Raw genomic sequence first — 26,665 nt, 5'->3', positions numbered from 1 at the left:
TGGCGCACCGAGTTCACCGGAATTTACCGCGCCAGCAGCGCTCGGGCACCCTGGGTGATGGCATCTTCGCTGACCAGCACCTGATGTGCGGCGGGGCCCAACGGGATGAGCGAGTCGAGCGCGGCGATGCGGGCGGCGGCACCGACGTACCCGGCTTCGACGAGCGCGGCGAGGACTCCTTCGCCGACTCCGCCGGAGCGGCGGGTCTCGTCGACGATGAGTACCCGGCCGGTGGCGGTGGCCTCCCGCACGATGTCGGCGACCGGCAGTGGGGCCAGCCAGCGCAGGTCGACGACGCGGCAGCCGATCCCCTCGGCGGCCAGTCGGGCGGCGACCCGCAGCGACATCCGTACGCCGTTGCCGAAGGTGATCACGGTCAGGTCCTCGGCGCTGCCGACCGGGTAGCTGCGGGCCCGGCCGACCGGAACGTGTCCGGTGCCCCACTCCCCGGGCGGCGGGTAGGGCGCCAGCCACTGCCCGTCGTCGGCGGCGTACAGGTCGCGGGTCGCGTACCCGGCGACGGGTTCGACGAAGACGCAGACGCTGCCGTCGACGGCGGCGCTGGCCAGGCAGGACCGCAGCAGTCCGGCGGCGTCGGCGGCGCGGGCCGGTACCGCCAGCACGATCCCGGGGATGTCGCGCAGCACCGCGAGGGAGTTGTCGTTGTGCCGGTGCCCGCTCAGGGCGTCCTGGTACGCCAGGCCGGGCACCCGCAGCACGAGCGGGTTGCGGTAGCCGCCCCGGGAGAGGAACTGCGCGGTGGCGGCTTCGCCGCGCAGCTGGTCCTCGCCGCCGTGCAGGTAGGTGAGGCCCGGCAGTTCGACCACCGGCAGTTGGCCGGCCAGGCCGGCGCCGAGCGCGTGGCCGAGAACGGTGGTGGCGTCGCCGGTGGTGTCGAACACCCGGTTGCCACCGAAGCGCTCCCGTAGCCCGGCGGTGACGCCGTACCGGCCGCCCTTGGCCGCCACGTCGGCGCCGAGGACGATCATCCCGGGGTAGGCGAGCAGCCCGTCGGCGAGGGTCGCGTTGATCGTCTCGGCGAGGGTCATCGGGCCGCGTTCCTCGGGCAGCCGGGTGCCCAGGACGCTGGCGCGGGCGGTGGCCGCGGCGCCGGCCGCGCGGGCGCCGGTGTCGGTGACCACCCGGGCGACCCGGATCGGCCGACGCGGCGCGGTGGTGGCGACGACCTGGGCGGCGGTGGCGAGTTTCGGCTCGCCGATGACTTCCTCGGCGACCTTGCGGACCTGCCAGCCGACCTCGTCGTACCGGGAGATGATCTCGTCCGGGGTGGCCAGGCCCGCCGCGACGAGCAGCCGCGCGGTGCCGACCAGCGGGTCGCGGTCGACGTCGCGGTCGATCTCCTCGGCGCTGCGGTACGCCGATTCGACGTCGGTGCCGGCGTGCCCCATCAGCCGTACGGTGGACAGGTGCAGCAGCGCGGGCCGGCGCTGCTCGCGGACCCAGGCGGCGGCCTGCGTCGCGGTGTCGTAGGTCTGGGCGAGGTCGCAGCCGTCGGCGGCGAAGTAGTGCAGGCCGGGCCGGGAGCGCAGCGTCGCGGCGACCCAGCCGTCCGGCGACCGTACGCTGAGGCCGAGGCCGTTGTCCTCGCAGACGAACAGCACCGGGGTCTTCTCTCCGGTGTGGTCGGCGTGGCCGGCGGCGGTGAAGGCGGCGGTGGCGGCGGCGTGGTTGACCGCGGCGTCGCCGAAGCTGCAGACCACGATCGCGTCGTCCGGCCAGGGCAGTCGTGGTTCGAGGTACGGACGGCTGGCCGCTGCCGAGCGGGCGAGCCCGGGTTGGCGTTGGCGCACCGTCGGGACGAGCCGGCGCATCCGTTCGATGGCGAGCGCCAGGCCGACTGCTCGGGGCAGGTGCGCGGCGACGGTGCCCGAGGTGGGGACGACGGCGATCCCAGTGCTGCCGAAGACCGTGGCCCGGCCGCCGGTGATCGGGTCGGCGGCGGAGGCGACCGCACCGCGCAGCACGTCGCGGGCGGCGTCGGAGACGGGGTCGGTCTCCGCGTCGGCGGCCCCGGTGTCGGCGTCGTCGTCGGCGTCGGGTCCGGCCATCCCGGGGGCGTGCCCGACGGGCTGTGCGGCCCGGGCGACCCGGGCGCAGTAGAAGCCGCCGGAGCGGTAGTGCAGCAACGCGGGGTCGGTGACCCGGACGGCCGCGGCCAGCGCCGCGTTTCCTTCGTGTCCGGAGGAGCCGAGGGTGTCGAAGCCCTCGCCGAAGCTGCGCAGCCAGCGCTTGGCCAGGTCGAGGTGGCGGCTGGTGAGTTGGGCGTCGAACAGGGCGAGCGCGGTCTGGCCGGTGAGGACGGTGTCGTCGCGGACCGGTTCCTGCGGTGCGCGGCGGTCGGTGGGGCCGGTCATCTGGGCGACCGCGGTGCGGAACCGCTCGTCGAGGTCCTGCGGGGTGGTCACGTCGGACAGCATTACCGACCCTCGCCAGGTTCGGCCACCGGGCGGCGGGCGGGCCGCGGGGCCGGGTCGGGGCAGGCGGCAGCGCCGCTGGTGGCCGGGGAGGTCATGGTCGCGATGCTACGCGGCGTCGCGGCGAACGGCAGGGCAGCCGCGCCGCCGGGTGCGGCAGGAGGAGGGCGGCGGCCGTTGCGGCGGCGGTATATCATTGAGTTCAGTATGTTCTGAACGTTCGCAACCCTACGAAATCAAGATCGATCCGCGCGGCACGATCCATCCGCGCGGCACGATCGACAGCGAGGAGTGCCATGGTTGCCGACCTGCCCGTCGAGCGGCGCTACGCCGAACACGCCGGGGTGGTCCTCGGCGGGATGGGCCTGCCGCCGGCCGCCGGCAAGATCCTCGGCTGGCTGCTGATCTGCGACCCCCCGAGTCAGGCCAGCAGCGACCTGGCCGCCGCCCTCGAAGTGTCCAAGGGCTCGGTCAGCACCAGCATCCGGCTGCTGGAGCAGGGTGGCCTGATATCCCGGGTGCCGGTGCCCGGGCGACGTGGCGTGGCGTACGAGGTCGATCCGGCCGGCCTCGCCAAGCCGGACATCGCCAAGTTCTGAATCTTCCGGGAGCTGCTCGAACAGGGAGTGGAACTGGCCGGCGGTCCGCAGGCGCGCACCAGCGAACGGCTCGTCTACCTGCGTGACTTCTACGCGTTCATCGAGCGCGAGATGCCGTTGATCGTCCAACGCTTCGAGGCGGAGCGTCGACAGACCCGATCCAAGGAGGCGAGGTCCGATGGCTGACCCGGCCATCCGTACCGAACGACTCGTCAAGACCTACGGCCGCAACCGCGGCCTGACCGGACTCGACCTTCAGGTCGAGACCGCCGAGGTGTACGGCTTCCTCGGCCCGAACGGAGCCGGCAAGTCCACCACCATCCGACTGCTGCTGGACCTGATCCGCCCGACCAGCGGGACCGTCCGGGTGCTCGGGCTCGACCCGCGCACCGACGGGGTGGCCCTGCGACGGCGGATCGGCTACCTCGCCGGCGACTTCGTCGTCGACGGCCGGCAGACCGGTCGCGAACTGCTGACCTACCTGGGCAATCTCCGTGGCGGCGTACCCCGGACCCGGATCGCCGAGTTGGCCGAGCGGCTCGACCTCGACCTCGGTCGGCGGATCAAGGGCCTGTCCAAGGGCAACCGGCAGAAGGTCGGCGTGGTACAGGCGTTCATGCACTCCCCGGAGCTGCTCATCCTCGACGAGCCGACCAGCGGGCTGGATCCGTTCCTGCAGCAGGAGTTCGTCACGATGGTCCGGGAGGCGAAAGCCGCCGGGCAGACCGTCTTCATGTCCTCGCACGTGATGAGCGAGGTCCAGCAGACCGCCGACCGGGTCGGCATCATCCGCGACGGCCGGCTGGTCGCCGTCGACGGCGTCGAGCAGCTGCGCGACCGCGCGGTCCGGCGGATCGAGATCGTCTTCGACGCCCCGGTGCCCGCCACCGAGTTCGAGGCGGTGCCGGGCGTCAGCGATCTCACGATCAGCGGTCACCGGCTGCGGTGCCGGTTGGACGGACGGGCCGATCCGCTGATCAAGGCGGCGAGTCGGCACACCGTGATCAGCCTGCTCGCCGAGGAACCCGACCTGGAGGAACTGTTCTTCACCTACTACCGGCGGGAGGAGGCCGACCGTGCTGCTGTCTGACCCGTTCACCAAGGCCCTGCGCGACACCCGACGGTCGATGCTGACCTGGGCGGTGGCGATCACCGCGGTCGGCGCGATGTACGCGTCGTTCTGGCCGACGATGCAGACCCCGGAGATGGCCGAGGCGATGGCCGCCTACCCGGAAGGGATGCTGGAGGCGTTCAACTTCAACGACGTCACCAGCCCGGCCGGCTACCTCGGCAGTGCCGTGTTCGGCCTGCTGATCCCGCTGCTCGTCGCCGTCCTCGGCATCACCGCCGGCGCCCGGACGATCGCCGGCGACGAGGAGGCCGGCTCGCTGGATCTGCTGCTGGCCCACCCCGTCGGGCGGGCCAGCGCCGCGCTGCGTCGCTTCGCGGCGGTGGTGGTGTGGCTGGCGCTGACCGGTGCCCTGCTGTGGCTGGCGCTGGTCGCCGTTCGCGGCCCGGCCGGGTTCACCGCTGTCGGGATCGGCGCGTTGGCCGCGATGAGCCTGCACCTGGTGCTGTTCGGGACGGCGTTCGCCGCCCTGGCGTACGGCGTGGGCGCGGCGACCGGCAGCCGGGCTGCGGCGCTCGGCGTCGGTGCCGTGGTCGCCGTGCTCGGCTACCTGGCCAACGCCGTACTGCCCCAGGTCGACGGGCTGGCCTGGGCCCGGCATCTCTCCCCGTTCCGGTGGTATCTCGCCGGTGATCCGCTGGTCAACGGCGTGCAGGTCGGCGGCGTACTGCTGCTGGTCGGCTTCGCCGCCGTCGGCGTCGCCGCCGGCACCTGGCGCTTCACCCGGCGCGACATCGCGGTCTGAGCCGTGCGCGGTGGGTGGCTGCGGCGGTCGCCGCAGCCACCCACCGCTCGGCCACCCACCGCTCGGCCACCCAACGCTCGGCTGCCCACCGCAGGCCGGCCTGGCAGACTGGCCGGCATGGACACCGAGGTCATCTCGATCCGCACCGGCTCCCGGCCGGTCGTGCGGGACATCACCACGCAGGCGCAGCGGTTCGTCGCCGGTCGTGGCGACGGATTGCTGCACGTGTTCGTGCCGCACGCCACCGCCGGCGTCGCGATCATCGAGACCGGGGCCGGCTCCGACGACGACCTGCTCACCGCGCTGGACGCCCTGCTGCCCACCGACGACCGGTGGCGGCACCGGCACGGCTCGCCCGGCCACGGCCGCGACCACGTGCTGCCGGCGTTCGTCGCGCCGTACGCGAGCCTGCCGGTCCTCGGCGGCCAGCTCGCCCTCGGCACCTGGCAGTCGATCTGTCTGGTCGACCCGAACGGCGACAACGCCGACCGCTCGGTACGGTTGTCGTTCCTCGCCGGCTGACCGGGCCGCCAACTGGCCGGCGGCGGCGCGTGGCGGTACGGTCGACCTGAAGTTACCGCCTGGTACCTGTGTCCCAGATCGCCTCTATGGCGACCACGCGTGACGCAACCGCCCCCCAGGGGGCAGGATGGTCGGTAGAGACCTATCCCACACACAACTGAGGGAACGCCTGTGGCCACGGAACGCAAGCGCCCGGTGATCAGCGACGGCCTGCCGAGCCAGCTTCCGGACATCGACCCTGAGGAAACCAGCGAATGGGTCGAGTCACTCGACGGAGTGATCGACGAACGCGGCGCCAAACGCGCCCGGTACGTCATGCTGCGCCTGCTCGAACGGGCTCGGGAGCGCCAGGTCGGGGTGCCGCCACTGACCACGACCGACTACATCAACACGATCCCGCCGGAGCGGGAACCCTGGTTCCCCGGCGACGAGATGATCGAGCGGCGGATCCGCGCGTACATCCGGTGGAACGCCGCCGTGCTCGTGCACCGCGCGCAGCGGCCGGAGATCGGCGTCGGCGGCCACATCTCGACGTACGCCAGCGCCGCGTCGCTGTACGAGGTGGGCATGAACCACTTCTTCCGCGGCAAGAACCACCCCGGCGGCGGTGACCACATCTTCTTCCAGGGGCACGCCTCTCCCGGCATGTACGCCCGCGCCTTCGTCGAGGGCCGGCTGTCGGAGCAGCGCCTCGACGGTTTCCGGCAGGAGCTGTCGCACGCCGGGGCCGGCGGCGGGCTGCCGTCGTACCCGCACCCGCGGCTGATGCCGGACTTCTGGGAGTTCCCCACCGTCTCGATGGGTCTCGGCGCGATCAACGCCATCTACCAGGCCCGGTTCAACCGCTACCTGCAGCACCGGGGCATCAAGGACACCTCCGACCAGCATGTCTGGGCGTTCCTCGGGGACGGCGAGATGGACGAGCCGGAGTCGCTCGGCGCCATCGGCCTGGCCGCCCGCGAGGAGCTGGACAACCTCACCTTCGTGATCAACTGCAACCTGCAGCGGCTGGACGGCCCGGTACGCGGCAACGGCAAGGTCATGCAGGAGCTGGAGTCCTTCTTCCGGGGCGCCGGCTGGAACGTGATCAAGGTCGTCTGGGGCCGGGAGTGGGACCCACTGCTCGCCGCCGACACCGACGGCGCGCTGGTCAACCTGATGAACACCACCCCGGACGGCGACTACCAGACCTACAAGGCCGAGTCCGGGGCGTACGTGCGGGAGCACTTCTTCGGCCGCGACCCGCGCACCCGCAAGATGGTCGAGGGCCTGTCCGACGACGAGATCTGGAACCTCAAGCGCGGCGGGCACGACTACCGCAAGCTGTACGCGGCGTACAAGGCGGCCACCGAGCACACCGGCCAGCCGACGGTGATCCTGGCCAAGACGATCAAGGGGTGGACGCTCGGCCAGCACTTCGAGGGCCGCAACGCCACACACCAGATGAAGAAGCTGACCCTGGACGACCTGAAGACCTTCCGGGACCGGCTCTACCTGGACGTACCGGACGAGCAGCTGGAAGCCAACCCGTACCTGCCGCCGTACCTGCGCCCGGCCGACGACTCCCCGGAGATGACCTACCTGCAGGAGCGCCGCAAGGCCCTCGGCGGGTACGTGCCGACCCGGCGGACCGCCGCCCGCCCGCTGGCGGTGCCGGGCAGTGAGCGGTTCGGTGATGTCAAACGCGGCTCCGGCAAGCAGAAGGTCGCCACCACGATGGCCTTCGTCCGGCTGCTCAAGGACATCATGAAGGACCGCGAGTTCGGCAAGCGGTGGGTGCCGATCATCCCGGACGAGGCGCGCACCTTCGGCATGGACTCGCTGTTCCCGACGCAGAAGATCTACTCACCGCACGGGCAGAAGTACACGGCGGTCGACCGGGAGCTGTTCCTGTCGTACAAGGAGTCCACCGCCGGGCAGATCCTGCACGAGGGGATCAACGAGGCCGGTTCGGTGGCGTCGTTCACCGCCGCCGGCACGTCGTACGCCACCCACGACGAGCCGATGATCCCGCTGTACATCTTCTACTCGATGTTCGGCTTCCAGCGCACCGGCGACGCGTTCTGGGCGGCCGCCGACCAGATGGCCCGTGGCTTCGTGCTGGGTGCCACCGCCGGGCGGACCACGCTCAACGGTGAGGGCCTGCAGCACGAGGACGGTCATTCCCAGCTGCTCGCCGCGACCAACCCGGCGGTGGTGGCCTACGACCCGGCGTTCGCGTTCGAGATCGCGCACATCGTGGAGAACGGCCTGCACCGGATGTACGGCGAGTCGCCGGAGAACATCTTCTACTACCTGACGGTGTACAACGAGCCGATCCTGCAGCCGGCCCAGCCGGACTCCCTCGACGTCGAGGGCCTGCTCAAGGGGCTCTACCGGTACTCGCCGGCACCGCAGGTGAGTCGGGCCGACGGCGGCGAGGCGCCCCGGGCGACGATCCTCGCCTCCGGCACCGGCATGCAGTGGGCGCTCAAGGCGCAGCAGTTGCTCGCCGAGGACTGGGGGGTGGCCGCCGAGGTGTGGTCGGTGACCTCCTGGACCGAGCTGCGCCGCGACGCGGTCGCCTGCGAGGAGCACAACCTGCTCAACCTGGGCGCTGAGGCGCGGGTGCCGTACGTGCGCACGGCGCTGGCCGACGCGCCGCAGTCGGTGGTCGCGGTCAGCGACTGGATGCGGGCGGTGCCGGACCTGATCGCCCGCTGGATTCCGGGTGACTACACCTCGCTGGGCACCGACGGGTTCGGTCTGTCCGACACCCGGCACGCGTTGCGGCGGCACTTCCACGTCGACGCCGAGTCGGTGGCCGTGGCGACGCTGCGGCAGTTGGCGTTGCGCGGCGAGGTACCGGCCGAGGTGCCGGCGGGGGCCGCCAAGAAGTACGCGATCGACGACGTCAACGCCGCTCCGGTCGGGGAGACCGGCGGCGACTCCTGACCGGTTCCTCGCATCCGACAGTAGGGCCCCGGCGGTGATCCGCCGGGGCCCTACTGTCGGTCGGCGCAGGCCGGTCGGCGGCCATGGACGTCCGGGCCGTCGGGCGGCCATGGACGTCCGGGCCGGTCAGCAGACGTCGGCGGAGTGCCGGGCGGCGGCCAGGTCCGACAGCCGTCCCAGGGAGGTCTCCAGGTCCGCGCCGACCCGGTGCTTGCCGAGCCGCAGCAGGGTCGCGCTGACCTGGCCGGCCGGCCACCGTACGACGGTCAGCCGGACGGCCGTGCCGTCGCCTTCCGGGGTGAGCTCGACCTGCACCTCGGTGCGGGCCTCGGCGCGGATCCCCGGGCCGGCGGCGCGTTCCCGCCAGGCGATCAGCTTCGGCGGCTGGAACTCGATGACCTCGGCCTCGGCCGCCGCGCCGTCGGCGGTGTGCACCCGCATCCGGCGGGTGTCGGTCCCGATCACCTCGGCCTGGCGGACCCCGGCGAGCCAGTCGGGCAGCAGCGCGGCCTGCCCCACCACCTCCCAGACGGTGTCGATCGGTGCCTCCACCCGCCCACTGCGTTCGATGAGGATCATCTGCCCTGCCTGTCTGCCTGCTCGTCGGGACAGGCGCAGCGTAAATCACATTAACCGCAAAAGGTGCAGACTTCGTGGTTCAGGTAGATGCGGACAACACCACGAAGCCGACGTCGCGGGCCCCTGACCACCGGTCGGCCAGCCGCCGGCCGTAGGCTGGAGGACGTGACGGTACGCGTACGCTTCGCCCCCTCCCCCACCGGCATGTTCCACGTCGGCGGGGCCCGCTCCGCGCTGCAGAACTGGATCTACGCCAAGCAGCACGGCGGCGTGTTCGTGCTCCGGGTGGAGGACACCGACGCGGCACGCAACCGCCCGGAGTGGATCGACGGCATCCTCACCGCGCTGGACTGGATCGGCATCCAGCGGGGCTCCTACGAGGGCCCGTACTTCCAGTCCGCCAACGCCGACGAGCAGCGGGCCGCCGCCGAGCGGCTGCACCAGTCCGGTCGGGCGTACTACTGCGACTGCGCCCGGGCCGACGTGCAGGCCCGCACCGGCAGCGAACACCGGGGGTACGACGGCTTCTGCCGCGACCGTGGCCTCACCGCCGGCGCCGGCCGGGCGCTGCGCTTCCGTACGCCCGACACGGGGGCCACCACGGTGATCGACCTGGTCCGGGGCGAACCGACCTTCGACAACAAGTTGATCGAGGATTTCGTCATCGCCCGCGCCGACGGGTCACCGGTGTTCCTGCTGGCCAACGTGGTCGACGACATCACCCAGGGGATCACCCACGTGATCCGCGCCGAGGAGCACCTGCCCAACACGCCCAAGCAGCAGCTGCTCTGGGAGGCGCTCGGCGTGAAACCGCCGATCTGGGCTCACGTGCCGGTGGTGGTCAACGAGAAGCGGCAGAAGCTGTCCAAGCGCCGCGACAAGGTGGCGTTGGAGGCGTACCGGGACGAGGGCTACCTGGCCGACGCGATGCGCAACTACCTGATGCTGCTCGGCTGGGCACCCAGCAACGACCGGGAGATCGTCGCATGGTCGGTGATCGAGCAGGAGTTCCGGCTGGAGGCGGTCAATCCGTCGCCGGCCTTCTTCGACGAGAAGAAGCTGCGCGCCTTCAACGGCGAGTACATCCGGGCACTGTCGGTCGACGAGTTCGTCGCGGCCTGCCAGCCCTGGCTGACCGGGACGCCGCCGGAGCCCGGGACGCCAGCGGGCACCGGCATCCCGGTGCCCCCGTGGCGCCCGGCGGACTACGACCCCGCCACGTTCGCGGCGGTCGCGCCGCTGGCCCAGACCCGGATCGCGGTGCTCAGCGAGATCGTCGCCAACGTGGACTTCCTCTTCCTCGACGCGCCGGCCGTCGACGACGCCGCGTGGGCGAAGGCGATGAAGGAAGGTGCCGCCGACCTGCTGGACGCGACGATCGCCGCCTTCGACGCCCTGCCGCAGTGGTCGGCTGAGCCGCTGAAGGCGGCGCTGGAGCAGGTCGGTGCCGCGCGCGGACTCAAACTCGGCAAGGCCCAGGCACCGGTACGGGTGGCCGTGACCGGTCGGTCCGTCGGGTTGCCGCTGTTCGAGTCGTTGGAGGTCCTCGGCCGGGACCGGACGCTGCGTCGCCTTCGCGACGCCCGCGCGACGCTCGGCTGACCCCGGGTCCGGGCTCGGCTGACCCCGGCGTCAGCTGCTGCGGCGGCGGCGGACGAAGAACGCCCCCGCCGCCCCGGCGACCAGCACCACCAGCCCACCGACCAGCCACGGCCACCAGGGGGTGCTCTCCGTGGAGCTGGTGGCCTGCGGCGTCGCCGGTGCGGCGGACACCTCGGTCGTGGCTGGCGTCGACGGGGCGTCGGTCGGGCTCGGCTGTGCACTCGGCGTCGGGGCGGCCGTCGGCTCGACACCGACCGTCACGGTGAACGCGAGCGTGCCCTTGACCCAGTGCCCGTCGGTCGACAACACGTTGTAGTTCACTGTGTACTCACCGGCGGGACCGGGCTGGACCGCCACGCTCACCGCCGAGCCGTCCACGACCGGTGCACCGGTCGACGCCGCAGCACCGTCCGGGCCGGTCACGCTCAGTTCGGTCTGCTCCTGGTTCAGCCGCGCCAGGAAGGTCAGCTCGACCGTCTCCGGGGCCTGCGCCAGCTCGGCTCCGTCAGCCGGGTTGCTCCCGGTCAGCACGTTGTGCGCGTACGCCGCCGACCCTCCGAACAGCACACTCAGCAGCCCAGCCACCACCGCGAGCAAAACCGCTGGTACGCGTACCACCCTGTCCCCCACATGTTGCGTTCGCCGGATACCATCTGTCGCCAGATACGTGCTGGGCCGCCGTCCGGTCGACCTCCCTAGTTGGTCGGCCACCGGCCCGCGATGGTTCCCGAAAAAAAACTGTCCGGTGGGTGCAACCGTCCAGGGTCGCGCGGAGTCTCTCACAGTGAGGGTCCACGGCCTCGCACCCCGTCGGATTATGCCGGGCCGCCGTCGGGTAGTGAGCACGTCGACGACGTACATGACCTCCGCGGGGGCGAGGGAGTTGACCATGAGACAGCGGGCCACCGGCCGACTCGTCGCGGCCACTGCGCTGCTCCTGGCATTCGGCGCGGCCACGCTGACGGCCGGCCGGGCCCAGGCGGCACCACCAGCTCCAACGAGCGTCACCGTCGAAGGTGACGACATGCCGGAGCCGTTGACTGTGACCGCCGAGGCCGACAGCGAACTGTTCACCGCGATGCTGGGGCAGGTGAACTGGCTCACCGGGCCGGGGCAGACCAGCTCGCCGGAGCCGGCCGCGCTCGGCCCGAAATATCAGATCGTGGTGCTGATCGACGACGATCCCAGCCGCAGCTACGAGCTGTACCCGCTGGCTGAGGGGGGTCCTCGGGCGTTCCGGCCGGCGGAGCAGCCTGACGGCAGCAAGACCACGGCCGCCTGGTTCTTCGGCCGGCTGACGATGTCGGAGACGCTGCGGGCGGCCGGCGCTCCCCTGCCGGCCCGCCCGGACAGCATCAGCGGCGGTATCGGCGGCGGCGAGCGGGTGATCCCGCAGGACGCGCTCAACCCGGGCGAGGACCTGGACAAGATGTTCGCCGAGCTACGGCATGTGCTGCTGCTCAACGGAGCTGTGGTGGTCAGCATCACGCTCGGGCTGGCCGCGATCGCGCTACTGGTGCGGCGCCGGACCCGCTGAGCGGGCACACCGGGGCCCGGCTGCGCGGTCGTACCGGGGCCGGACCCCCGGCCCGGTCAGCACCAGCGGTGCGGGGGCCGTTCCCGGCGAGCGCTCCGTTGGCGCGGTCGCACCCCGAGGTGCCGGTGGGCACCCGCCCATCCGCGCTGGCCCGCACAGCACCCCGAGGTCGGGTGCGGCCGGGAAGCGTCGATGCGTTCCTCGCCCGGGCCGGCGAAGGACCGCCCGGTCACGGGCTGGTCGTGCTCCGCCTGCTGATCATGACCGGCACCGTTGCTCTGCCCCGCCCCCACGTGCGCCATCACGATCTCCTCACCTCGCACGAGCCGTCCCGAGACGACACCTTGCCAGGTGGGGTCACCGGCGGTGCCGGCGGACCCGATGGTCCGGGCACCCAGCGTGCGACCAGCGACACGAGCAGCACGGCGAGCAGGCAGCCGCCGATCACGTCGACCGGCCAGTGGGCCAGCAGCAGCAACCTGGTCGCCCCGATGAAGCCGGCACCGAGGCCGACCAGCGTCACGACCAGCAGCCGGCCCCGGCGGCTGGCACCGGGCCAGGCCAGCAGTACCACGGCCACCGCGACGGCGGCGGCGTTCGTCGTGTGACCGCTGGGAAAGCCGTTGGCGGCCACGGTGATGAATCCGTCCACCGGTCGCGGCCGGTGCAGCAGCCACTGCCCGGCGAACCAGCCGGCCGGAACGACGACGGTGACCACCCCGCAGAACCAGGCCCGGGTGCGCTCCCGCCGCAGGGCGAACAGCACGGTCGCGGCCACACCCGCCGCGACGAACGACACCGTGGCGGCCAGATCGGTGGCGTACCGCAGCACCGTCACCAGGGCCGGACGGTCCGCCGCGTACCCGCGCAGCCGCTCACTCAGCGGCCCGTCGACCTGGGCGACGATCGTCGGCTCCACGATCAACAGCACGGTCAGCACCGCCAGGACCAGCCCGGCGGACAGCGGCACCGCGATTGGGGGACGGGCGATCATCCGCCCATGGTGGCACGGCTGCTGTCCCGCCGCAGGCGGAGCGTGACAGGCTGGCAGCGTGGGCAGCAGGAACAACGACCGGTCGGGTACGCCGCCAGCGGACGACACGGCCGGCAACGGGGACGGTCGGCTCACCGCCACGGTGCGTCGGATCGAACGGTCCGCCGGCGCGCTCGCCACCGCCAGCGTGGCCCGGATGGACGAGGCGCTGCCCTGGTTCCGGGAACTGCCGGCCGACCAGCGGTCCTGGGTGATGGTGATCGCCCAGGCGGGCGTGCGGTCGCTGGTCGACTGGCTCCGTGACGGCGGTGGGGCCTCCGGCAGCCCGCAGGAGGTCTCCGACGAGGTGTTCGCCACGGCCCCCCGGGCGCTCGCCCGGTCGATCAGCCTGCAGCACACGGTGGCCCTGATCAAGGTCACCATCGACGTCGTGGAGGCACAGGTGCCGCATCTGGCGGCCGCCGGCGAGGAGTCGTTGCTGCGGGAGGCCGTCCTGCGGTTCTCCCGGGAGATCGCCTTCGCCGCCGCCCGGGTGTACGCGCGGGCGGCGGAGTCCCGGGGCGCGTGGGACGCCCGGTTGCAGGCGCTGCTGGTGGACGCGTTGCTGCGGGGCGACTCGTCGGACGTCCTGGCGAGCCGGGCCGCCGCACTGGGCTGGACCGACGCGACCCCGGTGTCGGTCGTCGTCGGCCGGTCGCCCGGTGGTGAGGTGGCCGCGGTGCTGCAGATCGTCTACCGGGCGGCCCGGCGCCTCGGGGTGGAGACGATCGGCGGGGTGCACAACGACCGGCTCGTGGTGGTCCTGGGCGGCGCGGCGGACTCCTTGGCGGCGACCCGCAACCTGCTGGACGCCTTCGGCACCGGTCCGGTGGTGGTAGGGCCGATGGTGGCGAGCCTGGACGAGGCGACCGAGTCGGCCCGGGCGGCACTGGCCGGCTATCGGGCGGCACCGGCCTGGCCGGGGGCGCCCCGCCCGGTAGCGGCGACCGATCTGCTGCCCGAACGGGCCCTGGCCGGCGACCCGGAGGCGCGGCGGCGGCTACGCCGGGACGTGTACGCCGAACTGGTGCGCACCGGTGGTGAGTTGCTGGACACGCTGGACGCCTACTTCGCCGCCGGCGCGGTGCTGGAGGCGGCCGCCCGGGCGTTGTTCGTGCATCCGAACACCGTGCGGTACCGGTTGCGGCGCATCGGCGAGATCACCGGGCTGTCACCGTTCGCCGCGCGCGACGCGTACGCGCTGCAGATGGCGTTGGCGATCGGCCGGCTCGACCCGCCACCGCCGGTACGCACCGTCCGAAGGCCGGCGGACCCGAGCGCCGGCTGAACGGCCCTAGCCGACAAAACCGGCTCAATCATCACTACTGGGCCGCTCGTTGTAGGGTTCCTCCAACAGCGGTAGTGCGGATTGGTACCTCACCGCACCCAGTTGAACCGTGCGCATCAGGGAGAGTCATAGCCGTGCTCGCCGTACTCTCACCTGGCCAGGGGGCCCAGAAGCCTGGCTTCCTGAGCCCCTGGCTCGACCTGCCCGGTGCCCGGGCCCGCCTTCGGTGGTGGTCCGCGCTCGCCGGGGTCGATCTGGTCCACCTCGGCACGACCGCCGACGCCGACGAGATCAAGGACACCGCCCGGACCCAGCCGTTGCTCGTCGCCGCCGCACTGCTCGCCGCCGAGCACCTGCCCGGTGGCTCCCCCACCGGCCCCCGCCCGGGCGGACTCTACGACGTCGCCGTCGTCGCCGGACACAGCGTCGGCGAACTCGCCGCCGCGTCGCTGGCCGGTGCGCTGCCGGCCGAGTCGGCGATCACCCTGGCCGCCGTTCGGGGCCGGGAGATGGCCGCAGCCTGCGCGATCGAGGCCACCGGCATGGCCGCCGTCCTCGGTGGCGACCGTGACGAGGTGCTCGCCGCCATCGACAGCCACGGGTTGCACGCGGCCAACCACAACGGCGCCGGCCAGATCGTCGCGGCCGGCGCCAGCGACCGGTTGGCGAAGTTCGCCGCCGAGCCGCCGGCCCGCGCCCGGGTCGCGGTGCTGCAGGTGGCGGGCGCGTTCCACACGCCGTACATGGCCACCGCCGAGGAGGCGCTGGCCTCGGTCGCCGCCGGCATCATCCCGGCCGACCCCAACCGCATCGTGTTGTCCAATCTCGACGGCACCGCCGTCGACCACGGACGGGAGCTGCTGCAGCGTCTCGTCCGCCAGGTGACCGCGCCGGTGCGCTGGGACCTGTGCATGCGCACGCTGGCCGAGCTCGGCGTGACCGGGGTCCTGGAACTCCCGCCGGCGGGGACCCTGGCCGGACTGGTCAAGCGGGAGTTCAAAGAGCGCGGCGTGCCAGAGATCGTCACCCTGCGTACCCCCGACGACCTGCCCGCCGCCCGCGACCTGATCGCCCGGCACGGCGTCGCGCCCCGGCACGAGCCCACCCGGCAGTTCCGCGTCGTGGTCTCGGCCAGTGCCGGCACGTTCGAGCCGGCCGCCGGGCTGGCCGAGGGTGACCAGCTCACCGCCGGCCAGGTCATCGGACACGTCACCACCCGGCAGGGTCCGGTCGAGGTCACCGCGCACGACGCCGGGGTCCTCACCGAATGGCTCGCCCACCACGACGACCCGGTCGCGCCCGGCCAGCCGTTGGCCCGGATCAGCGGGTCCCCACTGTGATCGCGCACCGCGACGGGAAGGCACCATGATGACCGGATCACGGATCGTAGCCCTCGGGCACTACCAGCCGTCCCGGGTGGTGACCAACGACGAGCTGGCTCAACTGGTCGACACCAACGACGCCTGGATCCGCGACCGGGTCGGGATCGTCACCCGACGCATCGCCGACTCGGAGACCGTCTCCGACATGGCGGCCGCGGCGGCGGACAAGGCGCTGGCCAACGCCGGCCTCACCCCCGACGACATCGACCTGGTGGTGGTGGCCACCTGCACGGCCATCGACCGCAGCCCCAACGTGGCCTGCCGGGTCGCCGCCCGGCTGGGCATCCACGCCCCCGGCGCCTACGACATCAACACCGCCTGCTCCGGGTTCAGCTACGCGCTCGGCACGGTCGACCACGCGGTACGGGCCGGCGCGGCCCGCAACGCGATCGTCATCGGCGCCGAGAAGCTCTCCGATTTCACCAACTGGACCGACCGTTCCACCTGCATCATCTTCGGCGACGGTGCCGGTGCCGCGGTGGTCACCGCCACCAGCGGCAGCGAGCCCAGCGGAATCGGCCCGGTGGTCTGGGGCTCGGCCCCGGACAAGAGCGACGCGGTCCGGATCGAAGGCTGGCGACCCTACATCGAGCAGGAAGGCCAGTCGGTGTTCCGCTGGGCGACCACGGCGCTGGCGCCGCTGGCGCTGCAGGCGTGCGAGCGGGCCGGCGTGGACCCCGGCGACATCGGCGCCTTCGTCCCGCACCAGGCCAACGCCCGGATCATCGACGGCATCGCCAAACGGCTCGGCATGCCCAACGCGATCGTCGCGAAGGACATCGTCGAGTCCGGCAACACCTCGGCGGCCAGCGTACCGCTGGCCCTGTCCAAACTGGTCGAACGGCGGGAGATCCCGTCGGGCGCCCCGGTGCTGCTGTTCGGCTTCGGCGGCGGCCTCACCTACGCCGGGCAGGTTGTCCGCTGTCCCTGAGCGCCAACCGCACCCGTGCGGTACGGCGTACGCCCGCCGATCGGGCGCACGCCAGTGTCAACCCATCCGAGAGGAAAGCAGAAACCCATGACCCGTGACGAGATCACCGCAGGCCTCGCCGAGATCCTCGAAGAGGTCGCCGGAGTCAACCCGGACGACGTGGCTGGCGAAAAGTCGTTCACCGACGACCTGGACGTCGACTCCCTGTCCATGGTCGAGGTCGTGGTGGCCGCCGAGGAGAAGTTCGGCGTGAAGATCCCGGACAACGAGGTGCAGAACCTCAAGACCGTGGGCGACGCCGTCGCCTACATCGAAGCGCAGGCGTGACGATGGTCGACGTCGTCGTCACCGGACTCGGCGCGACGACCCCGCTCGGCGGGGACGTCGCGTCGACCTGGGATGCCATGCTCAACGGCAAGTCCGGAGTCGGCCCGCTCACCCACGAGTGGGCCGCGCAGCTACCGGTCCGGATCGCCGCCGAACTGGCGGTCGACCCCGCCGAACGGCTGGACCGGGTCAAACTGCGCCGACTCGACCGCTCCGAGGCGATCGCGCTGATCGCCGCCGGTGAGGCGTGGGCGGACGCTGGGCTGGCCGACGCCGACGTCGACCGGGAACGCCTCGGCGTCACCGTCGGCTCCGGGATCGGCGGCGCACTCACCCTGCTGGCCCAGGACGACATCCTGGAAGCCTCCGGGCCGCGCCGCGTCTCGCCGCACACCGTACCGATGTTGATGCCCAACGGCCCGGCGGCCTGGGTCGGGCTGGAGCTCGGCGCCCAGGCCGGGGTGCACTCGGTGGCCAGTGCCTGCGCCACCGGCGCCGAGGCCATCGCGTTGGGGCTGGACATGATCCGCGCCGGGCGCGCCGACGTCGTGGTGGCCGGCGGCACCGAGGCGGTCGTGCACGGCCTGCCGATCGCCGGCTTCGCCGCGATGCGGGCGATGTCCACCCGCAACGACGATCCGGAGCGGGCGTCCCGGCCGTGGGACCGTGCCCGCGACGGGTTCGTCCTCGGCGAGGGTGCCGGCATCCTGGTGCTGGAACGGGCCGAGCATGCTGCCGCGCGCGGTGCCCGCGTCTACGCCCGGCTGGCCGGGGCCGGGATCACCTCCGACGGGTACGACATGGTGCAGCCGCATCCCGAAGGGCTGGGTGCGGCGCGGGCGATCCGGCTGGCGCTGACCGACGCCGGCGTCTCCGGTGCCGACATCGCGCACGTCAACGCGCACGCGACCTCGACCCCGGCCGGCGACCTGGCCGAGCTGGTGGCGCTGCGGTCGGCCGTCGGTGACCATCCGGTGCTGACCGCCACCAAGTCGATGTCGGGTCACCTGCTCGGGGCGGCCGGCGCGTTGGAGTCGATCGCCACGATCCTGACGATCCGCGACAGCGTGGTGCCGCCGACGATCAACCTGGACGACCCCGACGAGCAGCTCGACCTCGACGTGGCCGCGCACAAGGCCCGGCCGTTGGACGTTCCCGCCGCGCTGAACAACTCGTTCGGCTTCGGTGGCCACAACGTGGCGCTCGTCTTCACCCGGCCCTGACGGTTACCAGATGGCCCCGGTCCAGTCGAAACTGGGCCGGGGCCTCGTCGTCGGATGTCGGTGCCCGGACCGGTTCGTCAGCTGGTGCAGCTGGTCGCGGGTAGGCCGTCGACCGGCACCGGCAGCCGACCCGGAGCCGGTGCCGCGCCCCGCAGCACGTCCGCCAGTGCCTCCATCGACGCCGGGCTCGACGAGTACGTCGCCAGCAGCGAGGGTGACCGGGAACTGGCGAGCAGGTACGGGGTGTCCATCGCCACGGTGACCGCCGCAGCGGAGCTCAGGTCGGCGGTGCCGTCGCCGTAGCCGACCAGGTGCACCACTGTTCCGCCCCGGTCGACGACCTCGACCCCGCCGGCGCGCAGCGCCTCCACCAGCAACGCCCGGGTCCGGTCCCGGCCACCCGACGCGGTGACCGTGACCGGGCCGTCGACACCGGAGCAGGAGCCGCGTACCTGGGTGATCGCCGCCGCCGCCAGCTGCCGGGCCGCGGCGTAGTGCCCGGCCGCGCCGAGCACGGTCATCGGCGGTACGGCGGCCTCGGCGAGGCGCTGCTTGAGGGTCAGGACCCGGGTGACCGCCTGCTGCAGGCGTTCCCGCGGCAGGGATCCGTCGCGTAGCGCGGCGAGCAGCCCGTCGTAGGCGGCGGAGACGTTCGGTGGCATCAGGATCAGGTCGTTGCCGGCGTTGATCGCGGCGACCGCCGCCTCCCCAGGCGGCATCACCTGGGCCGGGGCCATGTTCATTCCGTCGGTCACCGCGACGCCGTCGAATCCGAGCTCGCCCCGCAGCAGGTCGGTCAGCACCTTGCGGGAGAAGGTGGCGGCCACCCCCGGGTCCACGGCGGTGACGTCGAGATGGCCGGACATCACCAGGCCGGCACCGGCGTCGATGCCGGCGACGAACGGCGGGAGGTCGGCCGCACCGAGCGCGTCCCGGTCCTGGTCGAGCACGGGAAGGTCGCCGTGTGAGTCGACGGCGGTGTGACCGTGCCCCGGGAAGTGCTTGAGGGTGGCTGCCACGCCGGCGGCCTGCAGGCCGCGTACCGCGGCAGCGACCTGCGCGGCGGCAGCGGCCGGATCGGCACCGTACGACCGGGAGCCGATCACCGTGCTGTCGACGCCGAGTACGTCGGCCACCGGGGCGAAGTCGACGTTGACCCCGAGAGCGGCGAGTTCGGCGCCGGCGGCCCGCCAGGCCGCCTCGGTCAGCTCCGGCTGCCCGGCCGCGCCGGCGGCCATGGCACTGGGCAGCAGCGTCACGCCCTGGGTGATCCGGGTGACGATGCCGAACTCCTGGTCGGTACCGATCAGCAGGGGCAGCTCGCCACCGCCGTCGGGCAGTGCTGCGGCGGGCAGCCGCCCGGCCGCCTCCTGCAGCCCGGTGGTCAGCTGCCGGACCTGCGCCGTGTCGTCGACGTTGGTGGTGGGCTGGTTGCTGCCGGTGGGGTCGTCAGCGGAGAAACCGACCAGGATCAGACCGCCGAGCCGGTACCGCTCGATCATCTCGGCGGGGGTGTCCACCCCGGCGAGCTCCCGGTTGCCGGCCGCCGAGCCAGCCGAGACCTCCGTGGCGGAGGCCCCGTAGGCGTACGGCATCAGCACCTGCCCGACCAGATCCTCGTCACTGAGTGTGGCGACCAGGCGGGCGGCGGGGGTCGCCGACTCGGCCGTTGACGTCGGCGCGGCGGACGGCTCGTCCGCACTGCTGGGGGTGGCGTTAGGGGTCCCGGTGCGCGCTTCGGCGCAGCCGGTGGTGACGCCGACGGCAGCAAGCAGCAGCGCAGCGATTGTTACTCGGGGTGAGGGGAACACACCGGCCATCACACCAGGCTACGACCTGCCGGCAAGCTGCGGCCGACGCGAGCGGCGAACTGCTCCTGTGGGTGAGCCGGCTTTCCTGGCCAGCGTGCGCAGGTGGCCCGGCAGCCTCCGTCCTCACCCCACCCGGGTGAGCAACGTCACCGGCGCCCCCTCGCCGGCGTGCCGGTACGGCTCAAGCTCGGTGTCCCAGGCGGTTCCCAGTGCCTTGTCCAACGCGTGGGCGACCGCTTCCGGTGCCGGGGAGGCGGCCATGATCGCCCGGATCCGGTCCTCGCCGAGCTGGATGTCGCCGGCCGCGCCGGTGGTCGCCCGGAACAGCCCTCGTCCGGGCACGTACATGAACCGCTCTCCGTCGGCACCCGGGCTGGGTTCCTCGGTCACCTCGAACCGGATCATCGGCCACTGGCGGAGGGCAGCAGCCAGCTCGGCCCCGGTCCCGGCACGGCCGGACCAGCCGCATTCGGCGCGCCGCCCGTTCGGGTCGAGCGGTTGCGCCGTCCACTGCAAGTTGACCGGCGCGACGAGGACGCGCGATATCGCCCATTCGACGTGTGGGCACACGGCGAGCGGGGTCGAGTGGACGTATACGACGCCACGCGTTGGCACGGTGACCTCCCGGAGAGCGAGGTGCGTCTTCCCCTACGACCTCGGCCACCGAGTGGTGTGACCCATGATGACTGCTGTGACGGGTGGTGCGCCAGTGAATCGACGAACTCGTCGCCGACATTTGTCGCGCCGGTCATCCCGGCGACCCGCCAGGCTCTCGGACAGGCGGGGAATGGCCGGCATCGGGGCGTCGTTGTCCCTGCTGGCCGGCCAGGCCAGCAACGGCCCCCGGTCGACCGTCCGGTAAGATGGACCTGGCGTCTGTCGGCGTGCCGGGCTTCTGTTCGCATCCGCACCAGGCAGTCCGCTCCAGATCGAGCAGTTTGCACCAAGATCAGGCAGTTCGGCTCAATTGTCCGTATCCGTCAGTCCTACAAGGGAGTCCCCCCGTGGCGAGCAACACCTCCAAGACCGCGCGCGCGTCAGTCCGCGCCGGCCAGGCCGGTCAGGGTGGTGCCCTGAGCGTCCTCGGCGAGTTCAAGTACCTGATCCCGCTCAACAGCGGCAAGCACGCCTACGTACGTAACCTGACGACGGGCAAGACCGCCCACCTGCGTACCGACTCGGCGGCCTTCGTCGAGGAGATCCGGTCGCTGGCCGGTGCCGGGCACGCCGCGAAGATCCGCGCCGAGCTCAACGCGCTGGCCAGCACCCACCCGGAGCACGGCTGGGAGCTGACCGAGAAGCGGCTCGTCGAGGCCGGGGTCTTCGAGGCCTGACGTGCCCGCCCCGGGCCACCGCGCCCGGGCGGACGAACTGACGACGGCCCCGCCGGGATGTTTCCCGGCGGGGCCGTCGCGTATCTGCTGCCGTCCCGACTCTGCTGCCGTCCCGACGACGAGCGCCGCCCTCAGTCGAGGATCTCCACCTGTCCGTTGCCCAGGTCGTAGACGCCGCCAGCCACGTCGATCCGCCCGGCGGCCAGGGCCGCCGCGAGCGCCGGCACCTCCCGCAACGCCCGTACGGTCCGCTGCACGTGGGCCCGGACCGCGAGCGGTTGCACGTTCGGATCGTCCAGGCCGACCTGGGCCACCGCCGGGGCGATCTGCTCGACCAGGTAGCCGACGCTGCCGGACGGTCGGGTGCCCGAGCGTTCGGCAGCGATCGTCGAGGCCACCGCGCCACAGCGTTCGTGTCCGAGGACGACCACCAGCGGCACGCCGAGCGCACCGACCGCGAACTCGATCGAGCCGATGATCGCCTGATCCAGCACCTGGGCACCGGACCGGCCGACACAGATCGAGCCGAAGGTCTGGTCGAAGATCGCCTCCAACGGCACCCGCGAGTCGATGCAGCCCAGCACGAAGGCGATCGGATGCTGCTCGCCGAGCGCGGCGCTGGCCGCGGCGGCGGAGATGTCGTGGCCGTGCCGGGGCTGCCCGGTGACGAACCGCCGGTTCCCGGCGAGCAGTTCGGCCAGTGCCTCGGCCGGTCCGGGGTGATCCGGCGGCGGTGGGCCGTTCGGGCGCGGTGTCCGCGACTGCGGCGGCTGAGGTGGCGGTGGCGGTGGCGGTGGCGACATGGTTGCAGCCTGGCGTGCTACCGGCCGGTCGGGAAGGATGTTGCGAATCTTCTCACGGTGGCGGTTCGGCACCGGGCCCGCCGGGGTACGTCGGTCGATGCGGTACGCAGGCACGGACGACCGGCGGAGGTGGGTGTGACCGACGTTGACAGACGGCGGGAGGTCGCCGTACGGCTGCCGGACGCGGCGGTGCTGCACGGCGAGGTCTCCGGTCCGGCGGACGCCGCGCTGACGGTGGTCCTGCTGCACGGCTGGACCCTCGACCTGCACACCTGGCACCGGCAGGCGGCCGCGCTGGCCGGGCACCCCGGCGTACGGGTGGTGGCCTACGACGCCCGTGGCCACGGTCGGTCGACGTCCACCTGTCTGGCCACGATGACCCTGGAACGCCTCGGTGACGACCTGGCCGAGGTGGTCCGCCAGGTCGGTGGCACCGGCCCGGTGGTCCTGGCCGGGCACTCGATGGGCGGCATGGCGATCATGGAGTACGCGCACCGGCACCCGCAGGAGTTCGCCGACCGGGTGGCCGGGCTGGTGTTCGTGGCCACCACCGCGCAGGGACACACCCACACGGTCTACGGACTGGCTCCGCCGGTCGCCCGGCTGGTGCGGATCTGCGAGCTGGCCGGCGCGGGCGTGCTCGCCCGGTGCGGCACCTGGCGACCGCACCAGGACCTGCTGCGTCCGCTGCGTCCGACGCTGCGGTGGCTGCTGTTCGGCGACTCCTGCGATCCGCAGGACCTGGCGCTGACCACGACGGCGGTGAGCCGGGCCACGCTGCGGGCGATCGGCGGCTACCGGACGTCGATCGGCGCCCAGCAGCGGCTGTCCACCCTGGCGGCGATCGGCGACCTGCCGGCGGCGGTGCTGGTCGGCGACCGCGACCGGTTGACCCCTCCGGTCTGTGCCGAGTCCATCGCCGAGGCGCTGACCGACACCGATCTGACAGTGTGCCCCGGCGGCGGACACATGTTGATGATGGAACGGCCGGACGAGATCACCGCGGCCGTACGGGGCGTCCTCGACCGGGTCGGCGTCGGGAGCGGGTCGACGCGGGCCGACGAGCCGGCCGGTGCCCTACACGGCACCGAGGTGGCGCGCGGACGGTAACGTCGTAAGGCTGCCGGGGTCGGCCGGACGTCACGGGGAGCACCCGTGCCCGCCGCGTCCCGCAGTCGTGACCGTACCGCTGACGGTCCGCCGGACACCGGACGGACCGCCCCCGTTCAGGAGCCACTGCGTTGACCGACGCCACCACGCTGGACCAGGAGATCGCCGTCGAGCAACGGCACGTCGACCGGGTGTACGCCCGGTTGGCGCAGATGCGCTCCGACGCGGTGCGCGCCGAGCGCGACGGCTACCGGCTGGCCGGCGTCGGCAACGTCGGCGCCCTGGTCGAGCGCGACGCGATGGTGTTCCACGCGGCCCGACGGCGGCACCTGCTCGACGCCGAACACGAAGGACTGGTCTTCGGCCGGCTGGACCTGCGCGAAGGGACCGTGCTGCACGTGGGCCGGCTCGGGATCCGCGGTGAGCGGGCCGAGCCGCTGCTGATCGACTGGCGGGCGCCGGCGGCGGCGGCGTTCTACCGGGCGACCCCGGCCCGCCCACAGGGGGTGGTGCGTCGGCGCACCATCTCGTCCCGGGGGGAACGGGTCACCGGGGTGTCGGACGACCTGCTCGACCCCGGATCGGCACCGGCGGGGATGCGGGTGGTCGGTGACGGGGCACTGCTGGCCACCCTGGCTCGGGCCAAGGGCCGCGGGATGCGCGACATCGTGGCCACCATCCAGCAGGAGCAAGACCAGGCGATCCGGTCACCCGCGTCGGGGGTGACGGTGGTCTCCGGCGGGCCCGGCACCGGCAAGACCGCAGTCGCGCTGCACCGGGCGGCGTACCTGCTGTATGCCGACCGGAGCCGGTTCGCCGGCGGCGGCATCCTGGTGGTCGGGCCGACAGCGGTGTTCGTCGAGTACATCGCCGCCGTCCTGCCCGCGCTCGGGGAGGAGAGCGCCACGTTGCGGTCGTTGGGTTCGCTGGTGCCGCACGTGTCGGCGACCCGGACCGATCCGGCGGCGGTGGCCGTGGTGAAGGGGTCGCTGCGGATGCGGCGGGTGCTGGAGCGGGCGGTCCGCGACGCCGTACCGGACGGGCCGACCGAGCTGCGGCTGCTCTACCGGGGGCAGCTGCTGCGATTGCGCGAGGCCGAACTGAACGGGATCCGGGCGCGGGCGCTGCCCCGGGGTGCCCGCCGCAACGAGGTCCGCCGGGCCGGCATCGACGGACTCTTCGACGCGCTGTGGGCACAGGCCCGCCGGCTCGTGGCGGCGTCCCGGCTGCCGGGTCAGGCCGAGTTCGAAGACGAGCTGTCCGATCGGGACGATTTCCGGGACTTCATCAAGGCCTGGTGGCCACGGCTGCTGCCCCGGCACGTGCTGGCCTGGCTGGCCCGGCCGGAACGGCTGCGCCGCTACGCGCAGGGGATCCTCGAACCGGCGGAGATCAGGTTGCTCGGGGAGTCGTTGCGGGACCTGGCCGAGCAGGGTCCGACGATCGCCGACGTCGCGCTGCTCGACGAGTTGGCCGAGCTGCTCGGTCGACCGCCGCAGCCCAAGCGCCGCCAGCAGGATCCGTTCCGGCTCGCCGGTGGGGTACGAGAGGTGACGACCTTCGTCGACCGGGAACGGGCCGCGCGGGCGGCGGCGCGGGAACGGCCGGTGGACTACCGGGAGTACGCCCACGTGGTGGTCGACGAGGCACAGGACATCTCGCCGATGCAGTGGCGGATGATCGGCCGTCGGGGGCGGCTCGCGTCGTGGACGGTGGTCGGGGATCCGGCGCAGACGGCGTGGACCGGGGATCCCGGCGAGCTGGCTCAGGCCCGCGACCGGGCGTTGGGTCGTCGGCCCCGGCAGGAGTTCCAGTTGACCACCAACTACCGCAACCCGGCGGAGATCTTCGAGCTGGCGGCGGAGGTGATCCGTACCGTCGCCCCGGACGCCGTGCTGCCGACGGCGGTGCGCTCGACCGGGGTGCCGCCGCGCCGCGAGCAGGTCGACGTCGCCGCACTGCCGGCGGCGGTCCGCCGGGCGGCCACCGCGCTGCTCGCCGAGGTGGAGGGGACGGTGGGGGTGATCGCCGCGGTGGCCCGACGCGACGAGGTCGCCGGCTGGCTGGCCACCGAGCTGACCGACCCACGTCTGCAGGTCGTGTCGAGTCTGCAGGCCAAGGGCATGGAGTACGACGGCGTGGTGCTGGTCGCGGGAGCGGAGATCCGTGCCGAGTCGGCAGCGGGCGTACGGACGTTGTACGTGGCGCTGTCCCGGGCGACCCAACGGTTGGTGACCGTCGATCCGGTGCCGGGCGGCGGCTGACGGGCCTGCTCCGGCGGCTCCCGGCGGGGGTGGTGGGCGCCGCCCGGTCATCTGTTGCACATATCGCTATGTGGGCATTAGTCTTCGGTCGGGGCACCGGGCGACGGAAGGTGACCGGGATGGGCGCGGGACACGATCACGGAGCGGGCACCGCCGGGCAGCGACACTACGGGCGGCTGTGGATCGCGTTCGTCCTGCTGGCGGTCTTCATGGTCGTCGAGGCGGTGGCCGCGCTGCTCACCGGCTCCCTGGCGCTGCTCTCCGACGCCGGGCACATGTTCACCGACGTTCTCGGCATCGGCATGGCGCTGGCCGCGATCGCCGCCGGCCGTCGCGCGTCCGACGATCCGCAGCGCACCTTCGGCCTCTACCGGCTCGAGGTGCTCGCCGCCCTGGCGAACGCGGCGCTACTCGCCGGGGTCGCCGGCTACGTCATGGTCGAGGCGGTCCGCCGGTTCGCCGACCCGGAGCCGGTGCCCGCCGGCCCGATGCTGGCGGTGGCGGTGGCGGGCCTGGTCGCCAACCTGGTCGCGTTCGGGCTGCTGCGCGCCGGCGCCAAGGAGAGCCTCAACGTCCGGGGCGCCTATCTGGAGGTGCTCGGCGATCTGCTCGGCTCGGTCGGGGTGATCGTGGCGGCCCTGGTGATCGCCACCACCGGCTGGTGGTACGCCGACCCGGTGGTCGCCGTCGCCGTCGGGGCGCTGATCCTGCCCCGGACCTGGCGGCTGGCCCGCTCCGCGGTGCGGGTGCTGGTCCAGGCCGCGCCGGAGCACGTCGACGTGCCCCGGGTCAGGGCCCGCCTGGCCGCCGTGCCGGGCGTGTGCGACGTGCACGACCTGCACGTGTGGACCCTCACCCAGGGGATGGAGGTGGTCTCGGCGCATCTGGCCACCGTGGCCGGTGCCGAGGTCGGCGGGGTGCTGCGCGACGCCCGGCGGGCCCTGCACGAAGAGTTCGGAATCGATCACGCAACGCTGCAAGTCGAGCCATTGTCGCCTGCGGACCCCTGCGGACCGACGGACTGGTGATTAGCGGACGCTTAAGTTTCGTGACCTTCCCGCGACGCAAACAACGGCG

24 protein-coding genes are annotated in these 26,665 nt (G+C 72.7%); 17 read left to right on the top strand and 7 right to left on the bottom strand.

What is annotated here, in order from left to right; genetic code table 11:
• Positions 1-23 precede the first annotated feature (23 nt).
• A complete protein-coding gene (locus ACN28F_RS25975; RefSeq protein WP_421361516.1) occupies positions 24-2,375 on the bottom strand; it encodes a transketolase C-terminal domain-containing protein in 2,352 nt (783 codons plus the stop codon).
• 356 nt (positions 2,376-2,731) lie between these two features.
• Here ACN28F_RS25975 and ACN28F_RS25970 point away from each other — a divergent pair, with 356 nt between their 5' ends.
• From ACN28F_RS25970 to aceE, 6 genes are all read left to right on the top strand, one after another.
• Positions 2,732-3,034: a GbsR/MarR family transcriptional regulator gene (locus ACN28F_RS25970; RefSeq protein WP_421360114.1), complete on the top strand. Its 303-nt coding sequence runs from the start codon at positions 2,732-2,734 to the stop codon at positions 3,032-3,034.
• Between the two features lie 27 nt (positions 3,035-3,061).
• Complete coding sequence (locus ACN28F_RS25965; RefSeq protein WP_421360112.1) at positions 3,062-3,220, top strand: hypothetical protein; 159 nt, start codon at positions 3,062-3,064, stop codon at positions 3,218-3,220.
• Positions 3,213-4,124: an ABC transporter ATP-binding protein gene (locus tag ACN28F_RS25960; protein WP_421360110.1), complete on the top strand. Its 912-nt coding sequence runs from the start codon at positions 3,213-3,215 to the stop codon at positions 4,122-4,124. Before ACN28F_RS25965 ends, ACN28F_RS25960 begins: the two co-directional genes overlap by 8 nt.
• Positions 4,111-4,908 carry an ABC transporter permease subunit gene (locus ACN28F_RS25955; protein WP_289210462.1) on the top strand — a complete coding sequence of 266 codons (798 nt, stop codon included), beginning with the start codon at positions 4,111-4,113 and terminating at the stop codon, positions 4,906-4,908. The genes ACN28F_RS25960 and ACN28F_RS25955 overlap by 14 nt, the downstream gene beginning before the upstream one ends.
• A gap of 117 nt (positions 4,909-5,025) precedes the next feature.
• On the top strand, positions 5,026-5,430 hold the full coding sequence (locus ACN28F_RS25950) for a YjbQ family protein (protein ID WP_421360107.1): 405 nt from the start codon (positions 5,026-5,028) through the stop codon (positions 5,428-5,430).
• 171 nt (positions 5,431-5,601) lie between these two features.
• On the top strand, positions 5,602-8,364 hold the full coding sequence (gene aceE / locus ACN28F_RS25945) for a pyruvate dehydrogenase (acetyl-transferring), homodimeric type (protein WP_421360105.1): 2,763 nt from the start codon (positions 5,602-5,604) through the stop codon (positions 8,362-8,364).
• Between the two features lie 126 nt (positions 8,365-8,490).
• On the opposite strand, the gene ACN28F_RS25940 is transcribed toward aceE, so the two are convergent.
• On the bottom strand, positions 8,491-8,943 hold the full coding sequence (locus ACN28F_RS25940; protein ID WP_282228503.1) for an SRPBCC family protein: 453 nt from the start codon (positions 8,941-8,943) through the stop codon (positions 8,491-8,493).
• A gap of 165 nt (positions 8,944-9,108) precedes the next feature.
• Between ACN28F_RS25940 and gltX the strand changes: the two genes are divergently transcribed.
• Positions 9,109-10,545, top strand: coding sequence for a glutamate--tRNA ligase (gene gltX, locus ACN28F_RS25935; RefSeq protein ID WP_289210460.1), 1,437 nt, complete (start codon positions 9,109-9,111; stop codon positions 10,543-10,545).
• Between the two features lie 30 nt (positions 10,546-10,575).
• Here the strand turns inward: gltX and ACN28F_RS25930 are convergent, their stop codons facing one another.
• On the bottom strand, positions 10,576-11,130 hold the full coding sequence (locus ACN28F_RS25930; protein ID WP_421360102.1) for a copper resistance protein CopC: 555 nt from the start codon (positions 11,128-11,130) through the stop codon (positions 10,576-10,578).
• 304 nt (positions 11,131-11,434) lie between these two features.
• Here ACN28F_RS25930 and ACN28F_RS25925 point away from each other — a divergent pair, with 304 nt between their 5' ends.
• Positions 11,435-12,082, top strand: coding sequence for a hypothetical protein (locus ACN28F_RS25925; RefSeq protein WP_289210458.1), 648 nt, complete (start codon positions 11,435-11,437; stop codon positions 12,080-12,082).
• 301 nt (positions 12,083-12,383) lie between these two features.
• Here the strand turns inward: ACN28F_RS25925 and ACN28F_RS25920 are convergent, their stop codons facing one another.
• Positions 12,384-13,076, bottom strand: a complete 693-nt coding sequence (locus tag ACN28F_RS25920; RefSeq protein ID WP_289210457.1) for a phosphatase PAP2 family protein — start codon at positions 13,074-13,076, stop codon at positions 12,384-12,386.
• A gap of 142 nt (positions 13,077-13,218) precedes the next feature.
• On the opposite strand from ACN28F_RS25920, the gene ACN28F_RS25915 reads away from it, so the two are divergent.
• The 5 genes from ACN28F_RS25915 (at position 13,219) to fabF (ending at position 18,266) form a co-directional block, all read left to right on the top strand.
• On the top strand, positions 13,219-14,403 hold the full coding sequence (locus tag ACN28F_RS25915) for a PucR family transcriptional regulator (RefSeq protein ID WP_289210892.1): 1,185 nt from the start codon (positions 13,219-13,221) through the stop codon (positions 14,401-14,403).
• Positions 14,404-14,537: 134 nt separating this feature from the next.
• The gene (locus ACN28F_RS25910) at positions 14,538-15,743 is read left to right on the top strand and encodes an acyltransferase domain-containing protein (protein WP_421360099.1); all 1,206 of its coding nucleotides are present in this window, start codon (positions 14,538-14,540) and stop codon (positions 15,741-15,743) included.
• 28 nt (positions 15,744-15,771) lie between these two features.
• Positions 15,772-16,716, top strand: a complete 945-nt coding sequence (locus ACN28F_RS25905) for a beta-ketoacyl-ACP synthase III (RefSeq protein ID WP_289210455.1) — start codon at positions 15,772-15,774, stop codon at positions 16,714-16,716.
• A gap of 87 nt (positions 16,717-16,803) precedes the next feature.
• Complete coding sequence (locus ACN28F_RS25900; protein ID WP_289210454.1) at positions 16,804-17,043, top strand: acyl carrier protein; 240 nt, start codon at positions 16,804-16,806, stop codon at positions 17,041-17,043.
• Positions 17,040-18,266 (top strand): beta-ketoacyl-ACP synthase II, encoded by a 1,227-nt coding sequence (gene fabF / locus ACN28F_RS25895; RefSeq protein ID WP_289210453.1) that lies wholly within the window; start codon positions 17,040-17,042, stop codon positions 18,264-18,266. Before ACN28F_RS25900 ends, fabF begins: the two co-directional genes overlap by 4 nt.
• A 77-nt stretch (positions 18,267-18,343) precedes the next feature.
• Here fabF and ACN28F_RS25890 read toward each other — a convergent pair whose 3' ends face one another.
• Together ACN28F_RS25890 and ACN28F_RS25885 are read right to left on the bottom strand one after the other, a co-directional pair.
• Positions 18,344-20,086 (bottom strand): glycoside hydrolase family 3 N-terminal domain-containing protein, encoded by a 1,743-nt coding sequence (locus ACN28F_RS25890; protein WP_289210452.1) that lies wholly within the window; start codon positions 20,084-20,086, stop codon positions 18,344-18,346.
• Between the two features lie 114 nt (positions 20,087-20,200).
• The gene (locus tag ACN28F_RS25885) at positions 20,201-20,692 is read right to left on the bottom strand and encodes a DUF3145 domain-containing protein (protein ID WP_282228514.1); all 492 of its coding nucleotides are present in this window, start codon (positions 20,690-20,692) and stop codon (positions 20,201-20,203) included.
• Positions 20,693-21,081: 389 nt separating this feature from the next.
• Here ACN28F_RS25885 and ACN28F_RS25880 point away from each other — a divergent pair, with 389 nt between their 5' ends.
• Positions 21,082-21,411 (top strand): hypothetical protein, encoded by a 330-nt coding sequence (locus ACN28F_RS25880; RefSeq protein ID WP_289210451.1) that lies wholly within the window; start codon positions 21,082-21,084, stop codon positions 21,409-21,411.
• A 131-nt stretch (positions 21,412-21,542) separates the two neighbouring features.
• Here the strand turns inward: ACN28F_RS25880 and ACN28F_RS25875 are convergent, their stop codons facing one another.
• Complete coding sequence (locus ACN28F_RS25875) at positions 21,543-22,214, bottom strand: carbonic anhydrase (RefSeq protein ID WP_421360095.1); 672 nt, start codon at positions 22,212-22,214, stop codon at positions 21,543-21,545.
• A gap of 135 nt (positions 22,215-22,349) precedes the next feature.
• Between ACN28F_RS25875 and ACN28F_RS25870 the strand changes: the two genes are divergently transcribed.
• From ACN28F_RS25870 to ACN28F_RS25860, 3 genes are all read left to right on the top strand, one after another.
• Positions 22,350-23,324, top strand: a complete 975-nt coding sequence (locus ACN28F_RS25870) for an alpha/beta fold hydrolase (RefSeq protein ID WP_289210449.1) — start codon at positions 22,350-22,352, stop codon at positions 23,322-23,324.
• A gap of 131 nt (positions 23,325-23,455) precedes the next feature.
• A complete protein-coding gene (locus ACN28F_RS25865) occupies positions 23,456-25,588 on the top strand; it encodes a HelD family protein (protein ID WP_289210448.1) in 2,133 nt (710 codons plus the stop codon).
• Between the two features lie 119 nt (positions 25,589-25,707).
• A complete protein-coding gene (locus ACN28F_RS25860) occupies positions 25,708-26,616 on the top strand; it encodes a cation diffusion facilitator family transporter (RefSeq protein ID WP_289210447.1) in 909 nt (302 codons plus the stop codon).
• Positions 26,617-26,665 lie beyond the last annotated feature (49 nt).

Source organism: Solwaraspora sp. WMMA2101 (assembly GCF_049179175.1).
GTDB lineage: Bacteria > Actinomycetota > Actinomycetes > Mycobacteriales > Micromonosporaceae > Micromonospora_E.
This window is presented reverse-complemented; position numbering and strand designations above follow the sequence as displayed.